The 16319-nt window shown below is 67.4% G+C and carries 13 protein-coding genes; 7 read left to right on the top strand and 6 right to left on the bottom strand.

The window, feature by feature from the left end; all coding sequences use genetic code 11:
- Positions 1–77: 77 nt before the first annotated feature.
- Together EZE58_RS06960 and EZE58_RS06955 are read left to right on the top strand one after the other, a co-directional pair.
- Positions 78–1154 carry a histidinol-phosphate transaminase gene (locus EZE58_RS06960; protein WP_009378025.1) on the top strand — a complete coding sequence of 359 codons (1077 nt, stop codon included), beginning with the start codon at positions 78–80 and terminating at the stop codon, positions 1152–1154.
- Positions 1154–2554, top strand: coding sequence for an FAD-linked oxidase C-terminal domain-containing protein (locus EZE58_RS06955; protein WP_167560148.1), 1401 nt, complete (start codon positions 1154–1156; stop codon positions 2552–2554). Before EZE58_RS06960 ends, EZE58_RS06955 begins: the two co-directional genes overlap by 1 nt.
- Here EZE58_RS06955 and mmuM read toward each other — a convergent pair.
- Positions 2532–3488: a homocysteine S-methyltransferase gene (gene mmuM, locus EZE58_RS06950; protein ID WP_119296512.1), complete on the bottom strand. Its 957-nt coding sequence runs from the start codon at positions 3486–3488 to the stop codon at positions 2532–2534. The two genes, EZE58_RS06955 and mmuM, sit on opposite strands and share 23 nt — an antisense overlap.
- Positions 3489–3509: 21 nt before the next feature.
- Between mmuM and tgt the strand changes: the two genes are divergently transcribed.
- On the top strand, positions 3510–4766 hold the full coding sequence (tgt, locus tag EZE58_RS06945) for a tRNA guanosine(34) transglycosylase Tgt (RefSeq protein WP_009378032.1): 1257 nt from the start codon (positions 3510–3512) through the stop codon (positions 4764–4766).
- Between the two features lie 20 nt (positions 4767–4786).
- Here the strand turns inward: tgt and EZE58_RS06940 are convergent, their stop codons facing one another.
- The gene (locus EZE58_RS06940) at positions 4787–5437 is read right to left on the bottom strand and encodes a queuosine precursor transporter (RefSeq protein ID WP_040341707.1); all 651 of its coding nucleotides are present in this window, start codon (positions 5435–5437) and stop codon (positions 4787–4789) included.
- A 37-nt stretch (positions 5438–5474) separates the two neighbouring features.
- The gene (locus EZE58_RS06935; protein ID WP_009378034.1) at positions 5475–8033 is read right to left on the bottom strand and encodes a M3 family metallopeptidase; all 2559 of its coding nucleotides are present in this window, start codon (positions 8031–8033) and stop codon (positions 5475–5477) included.
- A gap of 99 nt (positions 8034–8132) precedes the next feature.
- Between EZE58_RS06935 and EZE58_RS06930 the strand changes: the two genes are divergently transcribed.
- Entirely contained in the window at positions 8133–9194 is a 1062-nt protein-coding gene (locus tag EZE58_RS06930) for an AI-2E family transporter (protein WP_009378035.1), read from the top strand.
- A 62-nt stretch (positions 9195–9256) separates the two neighbouring features.
- Here the strand turns inward: EZE58_RS06930 and EZE58_RS06925 are convergent, their stop codons facing one another.
- Together EZE58_RS06925 and EZE58_RS06920 are read right to left on the bottom strand one after the other, a co-directional pair.
- Positions 9257–9538, bottom strand: a complete 282-nt coding sequence (locus tag EZE58_RS06925) for a hypothetical protein (RefSeq protein ID WP_009378036.1) — start codon at positions 9536–9538, stop codon at positions 9257–9259.
- 243 nt (positions 9539–9781) lie between these two features.
- Entirely contained in the window at positions 9782–10774 is a 993-nt protein-coding gene (locus tag EZE58_RS06920) for an alpha/beta hydrolase (RefSeq protein ID WP_009378037.1), read from the bottom strand.
- Positions 10775–10894: 120 nt separating this feature from the next.
- On the opposite strand from EZE58_RS06920, the gene EZE58_RS06915 reads away from it, so the two are divergent.
- The gene (locus tag EZE58_RS06915) at positions 10895–11992 is read left to right on the top strand and encodes a helix-turn-helix domain-containing protein (RefSeq protein ID WP_009378038.1); all 1098 of its coding nucleotides are present in this window, start codon (positions 10895–10897) and stop codon (positions 11990–11992) included.
- Positions 11993–12061: 69 nt separating this feature from the next.
- On the opposite strand, the gene EZE58_RS17685 is transcribed toward EZE58_RS06915, so the two are convergent.
- Positions 12062–14335 carry an HNH endonuclease signature motif containing protein gene (locus EZE58_RS17685; protein WP_009378039.1) on the bottom strand — a complete coding sequence of 758 codons (2274 nt, stop codon included), beginning with the start codon at positions 14333–14335 and terminating at the stop codon, positions 12062–12064.
- A gap of 426 nt (positions 14336–14761) precedes the next feature.
- Here EZE58_RS17685 and EZE58_RS06905 point away from each other — a divergent pair, with 426 nt between their 5' ends.
- Entirely contained in the window at positions 14762–15346 is a 585-nt protein-coding gene (locus EZE58_RS06905; protein ID WP_259787251.1) for a GNAT family N-acetyltransferase, read from the top strand.
- Positions 15347–15387: 41 nt separating this feature from the next.
- Positions 15388–15978, top strand: coding sequence for an HAD family hydrolase (locus tag EZE58_RS06900; protein ID WP_167560146.1), 591 nt, complete (start codon positions 15388–15390; stop codon positions 15976–15978).
- The last annotated feature ends 341 nt before the right edge of the window (positions 15979–16319 follow it).

Genomic DNA, 16319 nt, shown 5'->3' with positions numbered 1-16319 from the left:
CCATGTGCGGGCACGGGCACCCCTCTCGAATGCCGGCCGCTGTGCCGAGCATTCGTTGCCTGTGTCACGATATGTCCATGTCGAAACGATTCCTCCTTCGCGATGCCCTGACCCAGTTCCCGCCCTATAAGCCCGGCAAACCGCCGTCGGATGCCCCGGGGCTGGCCCCGTACAAACTGTCGTCGAACGAGAACCACTTCGCCCCGCTGCCGGGCATCACCGAAGCCGTGGCCGCCGCGACGCAGGTGCCCGCCGCCTATCCTGATCCGAAGTCGGCGAAGCTCGTCGCCGAGATCGCCGCCTACCTCGACGTCGACCCGAGCGAGGTCGTGCCCGGGGCGGGCGCCTCGGAGATCCTCTCGGCCCTGACGAACATCACCCTCGAGGCTGGGACCTCCGTCGTCTACCCGTGGCCGTCGTTCGAGATGTACCCGATCCTCGCGTCGGCCCGCGGTGCGGAGAAGCGCGCGGTGCCCCTGCTGCCCGACGGCCGGCACGACTTCGCGGGGATGCTCGCCGAGATCGACGACACGACCCGCCTCGTCCTCCTCTGCTCACCGAACAACCCTACGGGTCCGTCCGTGCGCACGTCCGAGCTCGACGGATTCATGGCCGAAGTGCCCGCCGGGGTCATCGTCGCCCTCGACGAGGCGTACTGGGAGTTCGCCACCGACGCCGAGGCGGTCGACGGTCTCGCCGCGTTCCGGAAGTACGACAACCTCGTCCTTGCCCGCACGTTCTCGAAGGCGCACGGACTCGCGGGACTGCGCGTCGGCTACGGCGTCGCCGATGCCGAGATCGCCACCGCTCTGCGTCAGGTCGTCGCCCCGTTCAGTGTGACGACCGGCGCTCAGGCCGCCGCCTCGGAGTCGCTCGCGCGGGTCGGCGAGGTGCTCGTCCGGGCGAAGGAGGTCGCAGCGACCCGTGACCGCTTCGCCGCTGACCTGCGCGACCTCGGCTTCGACGTCCCTGATGCGCAGGGCAACTATGTGTGGATCGCCCTCGACGACGAGGCCGCAGCCGCGTTCGAAGACGCGTGCGCAGCCCAGGCCGTGGCGATCCGCCGACTCTCCGGCGGCGTGCGGGTGAGCATCGGCGCCGATGAGGCCCTTGACCGCGTGCGCGCGGTGGCCAGAGAGTTCGCCGCCCGCTGATGAGCGTCGAGGAGGCGGCGGCCGGCCTCGGCGTGCTCGCCGAGCAGCTCAGCCCCGGTGCGCTCGTGACCGACCGCGACGTCGTCGACGGCTTCGCCTCCGACCGGGCGCTCTTCTGCCCGGCCGGGCGGGCGCTCGGTCTCGTCCGGGCCAGGAGCGTCGATGATGTCGTCGCCGTCATGCGCTTCGCCACCGACCACCGCATCCCCGTCGTCACACAGGGGGCGCGGACGGGGCTCTCGGGCGGGGCGAACGCCGTCGACGGCGCCATGCTGCTCAACCTCGCCGGAATGGACGCGATCGTCGAGATCGATCCCGTCGACCAGATCTGCCGGGTCGAGCCCGGCGTCATCAATGCCGACCTCAAGGCCGCCCTCGCCGCCGAAGGACTCGCCTACCCGCCCGATCCGGGGTCGGTGGCGATCTCGACGATCGGCGGGAACGTCGCGACGAACGCCGGCGGCATGTGCTGCGTCAAGTACGGGGTGACGAAGGACTACGTCCGTGGACTCACCGTCGTCCTCGCCGACGGCACGGTGACGAAGCTCGGCCGCGCGACGGCGAAGGGCGTGGCCGGCCTCGACCTCGCCGCTCTCCTCGTCGGGTCGGAGGGCACGCTCGGGGTCATCGTCGCGATCACCTTGGGACTCACCCCGCTCCTGCCGCCGCCGCTGACCGGGGTGGGGATCTTCCCGGACACCGAATCGGCGGGCCGCACGGTCGCGGAGTTCATGGCCTCCGGTGCCCAGCCGTCGATGCTCGAATTCATCGACGCTGCGACGATGGCGATGATCAATGACTACGGCGACTTCGGCCTGCCCGCCGACGCCGGTGCCCTCCTCCTCGTCCAGTCCGACAAGCCCGCCGCCGAGGCGGCCCGTGACCTCGCCGGGTTCGAGGCGATCGCTGAGGCCAACGGGGCGACCGAGACCGTCGTCTCCGACGACCCCGACGACAGCGACATGCTCGTCGCCGCCCGGCGGGCCGTGGCACCGGCGATGGAGAGGTACGCGAACACCATCGGTGGGGGAGAGCTCGTCGACGATGTCTGCGTGCCCCGCTCGCGCCTCGGCGAGTTCTTCGCCCGGCTGCGGGAGATCGACGATCGCCACGACGTCGTCGTCGCCACCGCGGGACATGCGGGGGACGGGAACATGCATCCCTCCGTCGTCTTCGACGCCCGCGACGAGGCGATGGTCGCCCAAGCCCAGGAGGCGTTCGCGGAGATCATGCAGCTCGGCCTCGACCTCGGCGGGACGATCACCGGCGAGCACGGGGTCGGCTACCTCAAGCGAGAGTGGCTTGGCCGCGAGCTCGACGCCGGTGCCCAGCGCATGCAGGCCGCGATCAAGGACTCCCTCGACCCGCTGGGGATCCTCAACCCCGGGAAGATGCTCTGAGCACGAGCTCTGCGATGTCCGCGGGCGTCGTCCGGCAGCAGCCGCCGACGATCCGGGCCCCGCGGGCGATCCAGTCCGCGACCGGCCACGCGCCGAGGCGCTCGCCCGCCTCCGCGGTCGGGTCCTGCCACGTCATCGACTCCGCATCGTAGGTCTCGCCCGAGTTCGGATAGGCGATGAGGGGCAGCTCGGTGACCGCGGCCAGCGCCTCGAGCGCGGGAGACACCTGGTCGGGCCGCACGCAGTTGACGCCGACCGCGCGGACCGTCGGATGGGCGGCTGCTACCGCGGCGAGGGCCGTGAGCGGGGTGCCGTCGGGAAGTCGCGGGACGCCAGTGGGTCCTCCGTCGGCGAGGGTCACCGACAGCCACGCAGGGACGCGGGTCTCCTCGACGAGGTCGGCGAGGACCCGGATCTCGGGCAGGTTCGGTTGGGTCTCGAGCGCGATGACGTCGGCGCCCGCCTCGGCGAGGGCTTCGATGCGGGGACGGTGGAAGGCGGCGAACTCGGCATCGGTGAGCGCATAGTCGCCGGTGTACTCGGACCCGTCGCCGAGGACGGCCCCGAACGGGCCTACCGACCCGGCGATGAGGACGGGAGCGGCGGTGCCGCGTGAGGCAGCCTCGCGGGCGAGGGTGACGCTGTCGGCGCACAGTCGACGCACCGCAGTGTCCGTGAGCCCAGTGTCCGTGAGCCCAGCGCGCGGGCCTATCTGATAGCTCGCGGTCGTGACGATGTCGGCACCGGCTCTCGCGAAGGCGGCGTGCACCTCGGCGAGGGTGTCGGGATCGTCACGGAGGAGACCGGCCGACCACAGGTCGTGGTCGAGGACGATCCCGCGGGACTCGAGCGCGGTGCCCAGCCCTCCGTCGGTGACGAGGGGACGGCGGGAGCGCACGGCGGTCTCGAGCACGGCGGTGAGTCTCGGTCGCATCCACCCAGTTAAACTTGGCGGGTGACCGACATCGACACGCGTGCAGCATCTGAGACAGCGACACCGCCCATCAACGACCGTTCGCAGTTCGGCTTCGAGGTCGGCACCAGGCTCGAGACGGGCGGGCGCACCGGGGTGATCTCCACCCCGCACGGGCAGATCCGCACGCCTGCGTTCATTCCGGTCGGCACGAAGGCCACGGTCAAGGCCGTCAAGCCCGAGGACGTCGCCGCCCTCGGCGGGCAGGCTGTCCTCGCCAACGCCTACCACCTCTACCTCCAGCCGGGCTCGGACATCGTCGACGAGGCCGGGGGATTGGGGCGGTTCATGAACTGGCCCGGCCCGACGTTCACGGATTCGGGCGGATTCCAGGTGATGAGTCTCGGCGCCGGGTTCAAGAAGGTCATCTCCATGGAGGTCACGGGCGAGCAGAACGACGACGCCATCGCCGCGGGCAAGGAGCGGCTGTCGAACGTCGACGACGACGGGGTGACGTTCAAATCGCACCTCGACGGGACGATGCACCGGTTCACGCCCGAGGTCTCGATGCGGGTCCAGCATAAGCTCGGGGCCGACATCATGTTCGCGTTCGACGAGCTGACGACGCTCGTCAACACCCGCGGCTACCAGGAGACCTCGCTCGAACGGACCCGGCTGTGGGCGATCCGCTGCATCGAGGAGCACCAGCGGCTGACTCAGGCGCGTTCGCACCGGCCCTATCAGGCGCTCTTCGGGGTCCTCCAGGGTGCGCAGTACGAGGACCTGCGGCGCAAGGCCGCCCGCGACCTCGGCGCTATGGACTTCGATGGGTACGGCATCGGTGGGGCCCTGGAGAAGGAGAACCTCGGGACGATCATCCGCTGGGTGTGCGAGGAGCTGCCCGAGGACAAGCCGCGTCACCTCCTCGGCATCTCCGAACCCGATGATCTCTTCGAGGCGATCAAGACCGGCGCGGACACCTTCGACTGCGTCTCCCCGTCCCGTGTCGCCCGCAATGCCGCGGTCTACACCCGCGACGGCCGGTACAACCTCACGGGGGCGAAGTACCGCCGCGACTTCGGACCCCTCGACCCCGAGTGCGACTGCTACACGTGCGAGAACTACTCGCGCGCCTACCTGCGCCACCTCTACAAGGCCAAGGAGATGCTCTTCTCGACGCTGTGCACGATCCACAACGAGCACTTCGTCGTCAGCCTCGTCGCCGAGATCCGGCAGGCGATGGAGGACGGTCGATTCTCCGAGCTCGAGACCGAGGTGCTCGGACGCTACTACGCGTGAGTCAGGCCCAGCCGTGCGGCTCAGTCCTGGGCGTAGCTCGGTTCGTGACGTTTGACGAGCGTGATCACCCGGTACGTGACGGGCAGGAGGATGACCTCGACGCCGACCTTGTAGACGAAGCCGACGACGACGTAGTTGACGAAGTCCCAGCCGGGGATGACGCCGGCGAAGGCGATCGTGCAGAAGAGGAGCGTGTCGACGAACTCGCCGACCCCCGTCGAGGTGAGCAGGCGCACCCACAGCTTCGACTCGCCCATCCGCTTCTTCACTGCCACGAGGACGTAGGAGTTGAGGAGCTGGCCGACGAAGTAGCCGGCCAGTGAGGCCAGGACGATGCGCGGGTAGAAGCCGAGGACGGCGGCGAAGGCCTCCTGGTTCTCGTATCCGGGGCCCGGTGGTGAGATGAGGACGAGCCAGAAGACGAGGGTCGCGAGCACCTGCAGGGCGAAGCCGGTGATGACAGCCTTGCGTGCGGCCTTGAAGCCGTAGACCTCGCTGATGACGTCGCCGAGGATGTAGGCGATGGGGAAGAGGAACGCCCCGCCGTCGGTGACGATGGGGCCGAAGCCGATGACCTTCGTCGCCGAGATGTTCGAGATGATGAGCACCGCGCAGAAGACCGCGAGGAAGATCGCGTAGTACCGACCGCGCGAGGACGCGAAGGCCGCCAAGCGGTGAGAGGGGGGAGCGTCTGCCGAGTCGGGCGTCTCAGGACTCGTCGGCGACAACGGCGATCTCCTTCCCCCCGGTGAGCGTGACGAGCTGGTCGTAGGTGAGCGGCATCATCGACTGCGGGGTGCCCGCTGCGGCCCAGAGGACGGGGAAGTCACGGAGGGCTGTGTCGATGAACGTGGGGATCGGCGCGGGGTGGCCGATCGGGGCGACGCCGCCGATGACCTGGCCGGTCGCCGCCCGGACGAGGTCCTTGTCCGCGCGGTCGAGGGAGTCGACGCCGATGAGGGAGGCCACGTGGTCCGTGTCGACGCGGTGGGCGCCCGAGGTCATGATGAGCACCGGGTCCCCGCCGGCGGAGAAGACGAGACTGTTGGCGATCGCGCCGACGTCGACCCCGACCTTCTCCGCCGCCGAGGCGGCCGTCGGGGTGGCCTCGGAGAAGACCGTGATCTGCGGCTCGATCCCGTTGTCGGTGAGAATCTCGGCGATGCGGGTGTTGTTCGCGTGGTGCTTCGGGGCGGGGGTAGGGTCACCGGTCTCGGGGGAGGTCTCTTCCACCGGCTCCGCGAGCCCGCGACGGCGCAGCAGCGGTGCGACGTCGGGACGGACGCCGAAGAACTTCTCGATCGCCGTCATCGGGTCGACGGAGTAGCCGGGGGCGAGGATCGCCTCGCGGAACGCCTCGCCGGCCTCACGGTTGAGCCCGCCCTGGGATTCGAACCATTCGCTCACCCACGCGGCGATGACCTCGGAGTAGAGGTACGAGTAGTAGCCGGCCGCATAGCCGGAGGCGAAGATGTGGCCGAAGTACGTCGTGCGGTAGCGCGGGGGCACGAGCGGGGAGAAGCCGGAGGCGTCGAGCACCTCGGATTCGAAGGAGAGGACGTCTGTGATGTGCTCTCCGGCCTCGAGCGAGTGCCACGAGAGGTCGAGCATGGCGGCTGCGAGGTACTCGATCGTCGAGAAGCCCTGCCCGAAGTCCTCCCCGGCGATGAGGGAGGAGACCATGGACTCGGGCATCGGCTCGCCGGTCTCGACGTGCTTCGCATAGTGGGGGAGGACCTGCGGGTGGAAGCGCCACATCTCGTTGAACTGGGAGGGGAACTCGACGTAGTCGCGGGGCACCGAGGTGCCCGCCGTCGAGGGGTAGGTCGAGTTCGCGAAGAGGCCGTGGAGGACGTGGCCGAACTCGTGGAAGAGCGTCGTCAGCTCGGTCGGGGAGAGCAGGGTGGGCCGGCCGGGACCGGGCTTGGCAAGGTTGAGGGAGAGGGTGACGACCGGGAGGTCGCCGGTCAGCCGGGAGGCGGGCACGAGCTGGTCCATCCAGGCGCCTCCCCGCTTCGTGTCCCGCGCATAGGGGTCGATGAGGATGAGGCCGAGGGTGCGACCGTCGACGTCGGTGACCTCGTAGGCTCTGACGTCGTCGTGCCAGCCGACGACGCCCTCCGCGGGAGCGAAGGTGATCCCATAGAGCCCCGTGGCGGCGAAGAAGACGCCGTCCGTGAGCACAGTGTCGAACTCGAAGTACTGCGCGACCTCGTCGGGGTTGATGCCGAACTCGTCCTGCCGGTACTTCGCGAGGTAGTGCATGACGTCGGACGGGGCGATCTCGTCGAGGCCGTAGCGGTCGCGGACGGTGTCGAGCTCGGCCGCCAGCTGCGCATTGGCGGGCGCGATGAGGGAGGAGACGATGTCGGCTGCCGCGTCGGGGCCGCCCGCCGTCTGGTTGTCGATCGCGTAGGAGGAGTACGACGGGTAGCCGAGCAGCTTCGCCTGCAGGGCCCGCAGGGCAGTGATGTCCGAGACCTGCGCCCGGGTGTCGCCGTCCCCGCCGCGTGCACCGCGCGCCATCGAGTTCCGCAGCACGTGCTCCCTCGTCGCGGCGCTCTCGAGCGGTCCGAGGACGAGCTGCTGAGTGAAGTTGTTCAGTCCCAGCAGGTAGCCGGATTCGTCGCGTTCGCCCGCGCGGGAGGCTGCGGCCGCGATCTGGTCCTCGCTCAGCCCCTTGAGCTCGTCCGCCTCGCCGAGGTGGACCGCGAGCTCCCGGGTGTCCGTTCCCAGTGCCCGGGAGAAGGAGGTCGAGAGCGCGGTGAGTTCGGCTTCGATCGTCGCCATGTGCGCACGGTCCTCTTCGCCGAGGCGGGCGCCGGCCCGGACGAAGTTCTCGACCGTGAGCTCCTGGTGGCGCTTGTCCTCGGGGTTGAGGTCGGTGACCGGGACCTGTTCGATGCGGTGGAAGAGATCGACGCCCAGCAGCATCTCGGTGCGGGTCGCGGACAGCCGGACCCACACCTCGGCGACGGCATCGGTGAGCTCAGGGGTGAGGTGGTTCGATTCGATGGTGCGGACGAGGGCGGCGAGCCGGGCCATCGGCACGGTCGCGGACTCGAAGCGGACGGTCGTGGTGACGAAGGTCGGGTCGGCGTCGTCGGTGACGATGTGCTCGACCTCGGCGAGGGCGAAGTCGGTGGCGGCCCGGGCCGCGGTGCTGAGGGTGTCAGGGGTGACCGCGGAGAAGTCCGGGAGGGAGAAGTCGCCTTGTGGGTCGAGGAGTGCCTCCCAGACATCGATGGCTGTTGGTTCGGAACTCATCGTCGACGTACCACTTTCCTCACGATCTTCTCTCATGACGCCTCCGATCCTAACGTGTGGCGGCCGCCCGGTGCATGGTTGCTGGCTAGACTGGGGCGCATGAGCAGCGCATCCTTCCCTGTCACCAATGCCTTCCGCGTCGGGTTCGTCGGAACCCTCGGGGTCGGGCTCGCGATCGCGCTCATCACGGCGCTGCAGTCGGTGGGGACGGTGCTCATCTACATCGGCCTGGCGCTGTTCCTCGCGCTCGGCCTCGATCCCATCATTCAGTGGCTCGTCGCGCGCAAGGTCTCGCGGACTCTGGCGGTCATCCTCGTCGTCGTCGCGTTCATCGGCGTCGTCGTCGGCGTGGTGCTGCTCATCGCGCCGGCCGTCATCTCGCAGATCCAGCAGTTCATCGCCGATCTGCCGCAGATCGTCTCCCGTCTGCAGACGACCGAGTGGGTCGCCGATCTCGAGCGGCGCTTCACCGGAGCAGTCGACCTCGATTCGATCTTCGCGAGCGTGAGCTCGTGGGTCTCCGATTCGAAGAACGTGCTCTCCCTCGGCGGCGGCGTCGTGTCGATCGGGGCGGGGATCCTCAGCTTCATCACCGGGGTGATCATCGTCGTCATCCTCACGATCTATTTCGCCGTCACGCTGCCGACGATCAAGTCGGCGATGCTCTCGCTCGTCGCCGCGAGCTCACGGGACACCGTCGACTCGGTGTCCGAGGAGATCACGCGGTCGGTGGGGCGCTATGTGCTCGGGCAGGTGTCGCTCGGCATCATCAACGGCGTGTGCTCGGCGATCTTCCTCACGATCATCGGGGCGCCGCTGCCGGCACTGCTCGCGTTCGTCGCCTTCCTCGCCTCGCTCATCCCGCTCATCGGTCCGATCTCCGGCGCGATCGTCATCACCGCATCGTGCCTCATGGTCTCCCCGGGCCTCGGCATCGCGGCGGGCATCTACTACCTCGTCTACATGCAGATCGAGGCGTACCTGCTCAGCCCGCGGATCATGAACGCGGCCGTCGCCGTGCCCGGTGCGCTCGTCATCATCGCTGCGATCGCCGGCGGCACGCTCGGTGGGGTCCTCGGCGCCGTCGTCGCCGTGCCGGTCGCCGCCTCGTTCCTCATCATCATCCGCAAGGTCATCATCCCCGCGCAGGACAAGAAGTAGCGGCCGGACTCCTGTGGAATCAGCTGCGCCGAGGTGGGTCTCAGGCCTCGTCGAGGTGGTGCTCAGGCCTCGTCGTCGCCGTCGGTGCCGCTGTCGCGGGCGGAACCGCCGTGGTCCGTGCCGTGTCTGCGCGCGGAGTTGCTGTCGCGCGCGGAGCTGCGGTCGGCGAGGCGTCCGATGACGAAGCGGCTGAGGAAGAACGTCGCAGCGTAGGTGAGGGCGCCGATGACGATTCTCATCATGACGTCGACATCGCGACCGAGGGGGAACCCGACGAAGACCATGGCCGTGATCCCCAGCAGATAGGGGAGGGCACGGAGGGTCGGGCTCAGCTCGCTGCTCATGCGCTCAAGCCTAGCGCGCGTGCTTGAGCATCCGAGTCGGATGAACACGGGGCCCATACAGGGATGAACACGGTCCCATACAGGACAGTCGAGCGGCAGTTCGCGGCAGGTGATGCACGGAGACCCGCGCGGACCGTGAGTTGGTCACGATCCGCGCGGGTCGGCCGACGAGGGGACTTCCCGCTCAGCCAGCGGTGCGCTTCCCTCTGCGAAGGGTGCGCTTCAATCAGCGAACGGCGCGCCTCACTCCGTGAACGGTGCGCTGTCCTCGTGGAGGGCGTTGTGGAGGAAGTCGATGGCCACTGTGCGGGCGAGGTTCGCCGCCTTCGTGTCGCGGAGACTGTCGAGGAGGAGGAAGTCGTGGACCATGCCCGCCACGCGCAGCGACGTCACAGGGACACCGGCTTCGCGGAGCCTGTTGGCGTACTGCTCGCCCTCGTCGCGGAGGACGTCGGCCTCGTCCGTAATGACGAGGGCTTCGGGCAGTCCCTTGAGATCCTCGAGGCTGGCCTGCAGCGGTGAGGCGTACTTCTCCTTCCGCTGTGCCTCGTCGGTGGTGTAGGCGTCCCAGAACCACTTCATGCCGTCGCGGGTGAGGTAGTAGCCGTCCTCGAACTGGATGTACGAGGGGGTGTCGAAGTCGGCGTTGGTCACCGGGTAGAGCAGGGCCTGCGCCTTGAGGTCGAGCCCGCCGCGGTCCTTGTTCATCAGCGCGAACACTGCCGACATGTCCCCGCCGACGGATTCGCCGGTGACGGCGATGCGTGAGGTATCCATGCCGTGATCGGCGCCGTTCGCTGCCACCCATTGGCCGACGGCGTAGTTCTGCTCGACCTGGGTCGGGTACTTCTTCTCAGGAGCACGGTCGTAGACGGGGAAGACGCCGACGGCGTTCGCCCCGACCGTGAGCTCGCGGAAGAGCCGGTCATGGGTCTTGTCGTCGCCGAAGACCCAGCCGGCACCGTGGATGTAGAAGAGGACGGGCAGGTCGCCGGTGGCACCCTTGGGTCGGATGATGCGCGTGCGCACGGTTCCCCATTCGCCGGCGTCGACCTCGACCCATTCCTCGTCGACGTCAGGACGCTCGACGCCCTCGCCGCTCTGGAGGTCGAGGAGGATCTTGCGACCTTCCTCCGGCGGGACTTCGTAGATGCGCGGATGCGGGGCGGTCGCCTCGGCGAGCTCTTTGGCTTCGGGCTCGAGGAACGGGGTGATGGGGGCTGGGATCTCGGACATGGGAACGTGCTCCTTTTCATCGGATGAGGTCTCGCCTCAACGAGTGCGGCTGGGCCGAGGTCGGAGGATTCTGACAACCGACCTGTTCCCCCAGGCTATGAGTGCGCCTAAGCTGACGCCATGGTCACAAACGACATGCACCCGGGCGATGATGACAATCGGCGGCAGGCGAGCGACCTCGGGGACGGTCCGAGAGACGGTCCGGGGGACGGTGCGGAGGACGGTACGGGGAACACCGAGGAGCCTCGTTCGGAGATCGCCATCGTGCGGTACCGCGAGTGCCAGCTCGCCGCGGTCTACGGACTCACCGATGTCTTCCGCGTCGCGAACGAACAGTTGGCGCTGCTCGGCCGAGACGAGACTGTGCGAGTGAGCCACTGGGAGTGGTCGGAGGACGGGGTGCAGTGCGTGTTCGACTCGCACCCGGGGAGGCCGAATGCGCCGACACACGTCGTCTTCCCGCCGAGCCTGGTGCCGCCGCAGGGAATGGATTCGGCGCATGCCCTCCGTGACTGGGCGCTCGAGCGCCGAGGTGATGGGGCGGTGCTCTGCGGACTGTGCGCGGGGGTGTTCGTGCTGGCCCAAACCGGGTTGCTCGACCATCGTCGGGCGACGACGCACTGGGCGTTCGCGGAGGAGTTCGCCGAGAGGTTTCCTGCGGTGCGCCTCGATGCTCGGAGGATGGTCGTCGACGAGGGAGAAGTCATCACGGCCGCCGGCATCATGGCGTGGCTCGACTTCGGGCTGTCGCTCGTCGAGTCGATGTTCGGTCCGAGCATGATGATCCGGACGTCGCGGTTCATGCTCGCCGATGCGCCGAGGACGGATCAGCTGCCGTACATGGGGACGCTTCCGTCGACGACTCATCAGGACGAGATCGTCCTGCTCGCCGAGGAGACGATCGATCGGGAGCTGGGGTCGGCGATGACGCTCGGTCGGTTGGCCGCCGTGACGGCCACGCACCCGAGGACTCTGCAGCGCCGGTTCAAAGCCGCAACGGGGAAGACGGTGACGCAGTACGTCCAGCAGCTGCGGGTCGAGCGAGCGAATCATGCGCTGGCGACGACGGACGACACCTTCGAGTCGATCGCGCGCTCGGTGGGGTACGACGATCCCACGACGCTGCGCAGGCTCATCCTCCGCGAAACCGGGCTCACCCCGACCGGGTACCGGCAGAAGTTCGGCGCGAAGTCGTTGGTCAGGGGACGCCGAAACTGACAGCGTCAGTGAATTGGCGCGGTGTTCCGGCAGTAGGGCAGATCAGAAGGGGCTGATCAGAGCTGTGGCTCAGAAGGGCGGAGGATCGCCGTTGTCCCAGACCCATTCGGTTTCGGTCCGCTTCTTTCCGTTGTAGCTGCGAAAGAAGTCGGTCCGTTTCACCCACCCCGGTGTCCCGATGCTGCCTTCGGGTCCTGGGCACTCCTCACCGGTGCGGACGTCGCCGGGCTGGGGGTCGGGTTCCGGTGGCGGTGGTGGGAAGCGCGGATCGAAGTATTCGTCCGATGAGCCGCTCTCCGTGAGCTCGCCGCGCTCTGTGAGCTCGCCGCTCTCCATGAGTCTGGCGTGCTCGACGTTGACAGGGTTGTCCCCTGCCGCTACCGAGGCCCGGATTCCGTGGGGGAATCGGTACTCGATGATCCCTTTGTCGTTCATGGCCACGGAGTAGTTGCCGTCGGTCTTGCTCTGATGGTCCTTCTTGCACAGCGGATGGAGGTTGCCGAACACGGTCAGTCCTCCCAGAGCGGGATTGTCGTGGTCGAAGGGGATGATGTGGTCGACTTCGGATGCTTCGGCGCGTCTTCGACAGCCGGGCATCGTGCATGCCTGCCATTTGGCGGTCAGGGTCTGCCGGATCCTCGCTGGAATGTAGTAGCTCATGGCGTTGGCGTCGACAGGGGTTCCTGTTGCGGGATCGGTGAGGATCCGCGTCCACGTGGAGCATTCCCTGGCGATCCGGCGTGCCGTGTCGGCAGGGATCGGCGAACCGTCGGGAAAGGTGCCGGGCAGGTCGGAGTAGCCGAGGAGAGTGAGGAACGGCACCGTGGTGATCATCTTGCCCTGCGCGGCCAGCCAGTAGGCGTCAGTGGGCATGGTCAGGAGGATGTCGATCAGCCGGCCCTTCCTGCGGACGTTGCCGATGAGGTGGTCGTCTGTGCTGTCACCGCCGATGCCGTGATCGGTGCGGGCAATGGGACCGAAGGCCGAATCGGTGACCTCGGAGCCCGAAGCGTTCTCCGCGTCAGCCCCACGGCCGGCAAGAGCGTCAGTGCTGGCTCCGGTAGTGATGTCGGCGCTGTCTCCGGCGATGCATGCCCCGGTTCCGGCAAGCGACCTGCGGTTGCCGCTCACCGAGGGGTCCGCAGAGATGCCGACCGCCTCGGCGGCTGCGGTGATCCGCTCGGCGACATCGGCGACGTTGCGGACGCCTTCGAGGTCGAGCGGTAGTTCGCTGGTGCCGATCACCCCGGTGTCGGTCTCCTCGGTGCGAACCTGGATGCGGACCTGTGGGCAGGTGCGGGTGAAGATGTCGAACATCAGTGCCGCGATCGCGCGGTCGTCCTCGATGACGGCACCGTCGGGGATCTGGTCGCCGAACGCAGCCGTGTTGCCGTTGCGGATCGCCTTCGCGAACGCTTCGATGCGGAGGAAGCACGCCTGTAGCTCTGCCGATGGCCCGGTGAGGGTGAGACACGATGAGCCGTCGGGGTAGGTGGTGATGTCGACCCGGCGACGCTCGAATGCCTGTTGGGTGCGCTCGTCGGCGGGTTCGAGGACGCTGACCCTCATCGCGAGCGACTTCTTGAACGTCTCGATGGTGATGTCGGCGCGCCGGGTCTCGAGGTAATCGTCGATGTGGCGGAGGTCGGAGAACCGGACGCTCTTGCACAACCGAGTCGCGGCGTGGACGTGGGCGATGGTGAACTCTCCTGCCAGGCATCGAGCATGGAACTTCGGCAGGCCGTGGACCAGAGTCATCGCGTCGTTGATGTGTGCGTAGGTGCCTGCGGTGGTGGTGCCGAGAATAGCGGTGAACTCGCCGATCTCCTCGGTGTGGGAGTGCATGTGGACCCATCCGTCGATGGTCTGGGTCTCCCGGAACCTCGGGAAGCCGGGTACGGACGTCGCGTCAGGGGTGACTGAGGGGGCTTCCACGAGCGCGGCATCGCCGTCCGCGGTCGACTCAGCGGATGGATCCGACGTGCATTCCGCATCCGCCTCGGCGGAAGGCGTGGCAACTCCGTCAGCGGTGCTGGTCTCACCCTCCCTATTGGCGGCATCTGCGAATCGGGACGCGGTCTCGGTGAGGGTTGCGTGCCGGTAGGGGAATTCCGGATTGGGGTTGAGGAGGCCCAGGTGGTCGATGACTTCGGCGAGGAAGAGCGAGGCCGTGGTCTCGAGGGCGACGAGCTGAGCGCGATCGCTGCTCGTGTAGACGTCGAGGACGTCGGCGAAAGGGGAATCGGGGTCGACCTCGAGGCGAGGAGGCGTGCTCGGCTGATCGGGAGGCTCCTCGCCGGCAGCACTCGAGCCGGGTCCTGCGGGGTTCGCGAGGTCTGTCACTGCCGGTCACCTGCCTTCTCCACAACGGTGTGGACCGTTGCTCTCAGTCTAGACCTCAGAGGGAATCCTGTCAATAGAAAGTTCGAAACTCGTTCGAACTAAGATTCATCTGAATTCACGCAGGTGAGCGAGTTTGGGAGTGGTTTGTCCCGCGAGCGAAGTGGATCGGTCATGCGAGCAGAGGGAGAGCGCAGAGAGCATCGAACTTTATAAGCAACTGTCGTCAAGGTGGTCGGCACCGATCGCGTGTAGCCTCGAAGCTGATCATCAGATCGGACACCGGCAGAATCGCTCTTGGCGACAGAGAGGTGACATGCACTCTTCATCAGTCGGGCGCGCCCGTGCAGAGTGCCGGTGCGCCGAGGCCGTCGCCTCATCGCGCAGGCGGGCTCTGCCCGCTCAGTCACAGACGTCCGGACACCCCAAGTGACCCCGACCGGGCTGCCGCGGTGGCCGGATCCGCAGCCTTCCTATGGTCATGTCGCGCTCCGAGCGGTGAGCGAACGCGACATCGTCATGGCGCAGGAGCTGTCGATGGACCCCTATGTTCCGCAGACCGGATCCCTGCCACTCAACGCGACAGTGTCGCAGGCTCGTGACTGGGTCCGCAGGCAGCAGAATCGGCATGCCGAAGGCTCAGGCTTTTCGTTCACGATCGCCACTTCCGAGACCGCGGAGCCCGTGGGTCATTGCGGTCTGTGGCTTCGCGAACTCGACGAAGGGCGCGCCACAGCGGGATACGCGATTGCGCCATCGTGCAGGGGACACGGCTACGCAGCTGACGCACTGCGGGCACTGACGGATTTCGGATGGACGATACCCGGCCTTTTTCGCATCGCACTCTTCATCGAACCATCGAACCTCGGATCGGTGAGGACCGCTGAACGCGCCGGATACGGACGAGAGGGTGTGCTTTCGAGTTACCAGACGATCGGCGGTCGCCGGAGGGACATGCTTGTCTATGCCGCGATTCGGCCGCACGGTGAACGTCGTTCCACAGATGAAGGGTAGAGGGCAGGTGAGCTGAAGTGGACCTGGGAGAGATTCGAACGGTGGTCTTCGACGTCGGAGAGACGCTCGTTGATGAGACTCGCCATTGGACGGTGCTGGCTGAAGCAGCAGGAGTCCCTCCGCTGACCTTCTTCGCGGTGTTCGGCTCGCTGATCGAGCGCGGCGAAGACCATCGTCGGATCTGGTCCGAGTTGGGGGTGGAGAAGCCGCAGTCAGAGCTAACTGTTCGACCCGACGATCTGTATCCGGATGCGCTTCTCTGTCTGACTGCCGTGCGCAGGGCCGGTTTCACGGTGGGAATCGCCGGCAACCAGCCCGCGGCCGCCGAAGCGCATCTGAAGGAGATCGGTTTCGATGCGGATCTCATCGCCTCGTCCGAGCGATGGGGTATCGAGAAGCCCTCAGCAGACTTCTTTGCGCGGATCGTCGATGCCATGAGCGTTGAGGCGCACGCCGTCCTCTACGTCGGAGACCGCGTGGACAATTACATCATTCCTGCCCGCGAAGCGGGGATGCGGACTGCATTCCTCGCTCGAGGTCCCTGGGGAACGATCCACAAGCGCCGCCCTGAGGCGCGGCTCGCCGATATCACCGTGGGATCACTCGCCGAGTTCGAAGCACTTCTGCACTGACCCCACACGGTTCGCTCGACGCCTTCCCGCTGCTCTTGTCCCGGAACCGCGCGGAGCCTAGGCTTGAACGACAGGGTTCGCAGTCAGACGCATTGTCGTCACCCTGCTGGTGCCGAACCAGCCTGACCGGCTCCTGCGACAACCGATGGAGGTCATGTCATGAGCGAACAGATCGACACCGCGAAGGTCGGTGACGACCGGATCCCCGCCGACCGGAGCCCAGCAGAGTCGACGCCCGCTGGCCGCAGCGCACCCGATGAGCACGCCGAGCCAGCCGACCAGACCGCTCCGACCGCACTCGAATCGTCACCGACGATCGAGGGGGAGACGAAGTCCCGGGT

This window comes from Brevibacterium sp. LS14 (genome assembly GCF_012027885.1).
In the GTDB taxonomy this organism is placed as follows: Bacteria; Actinomycetota; Actinomycetes; order Actinomycetales; family Brevibacteriaceae; genus Brevibacterium; species Brevibacterium casei.
The sequence above is the reverse complement of the archived record's forward strand: the minus strand, read 5'-3'. Positions and strand labels throughout refer to the sequence as shown.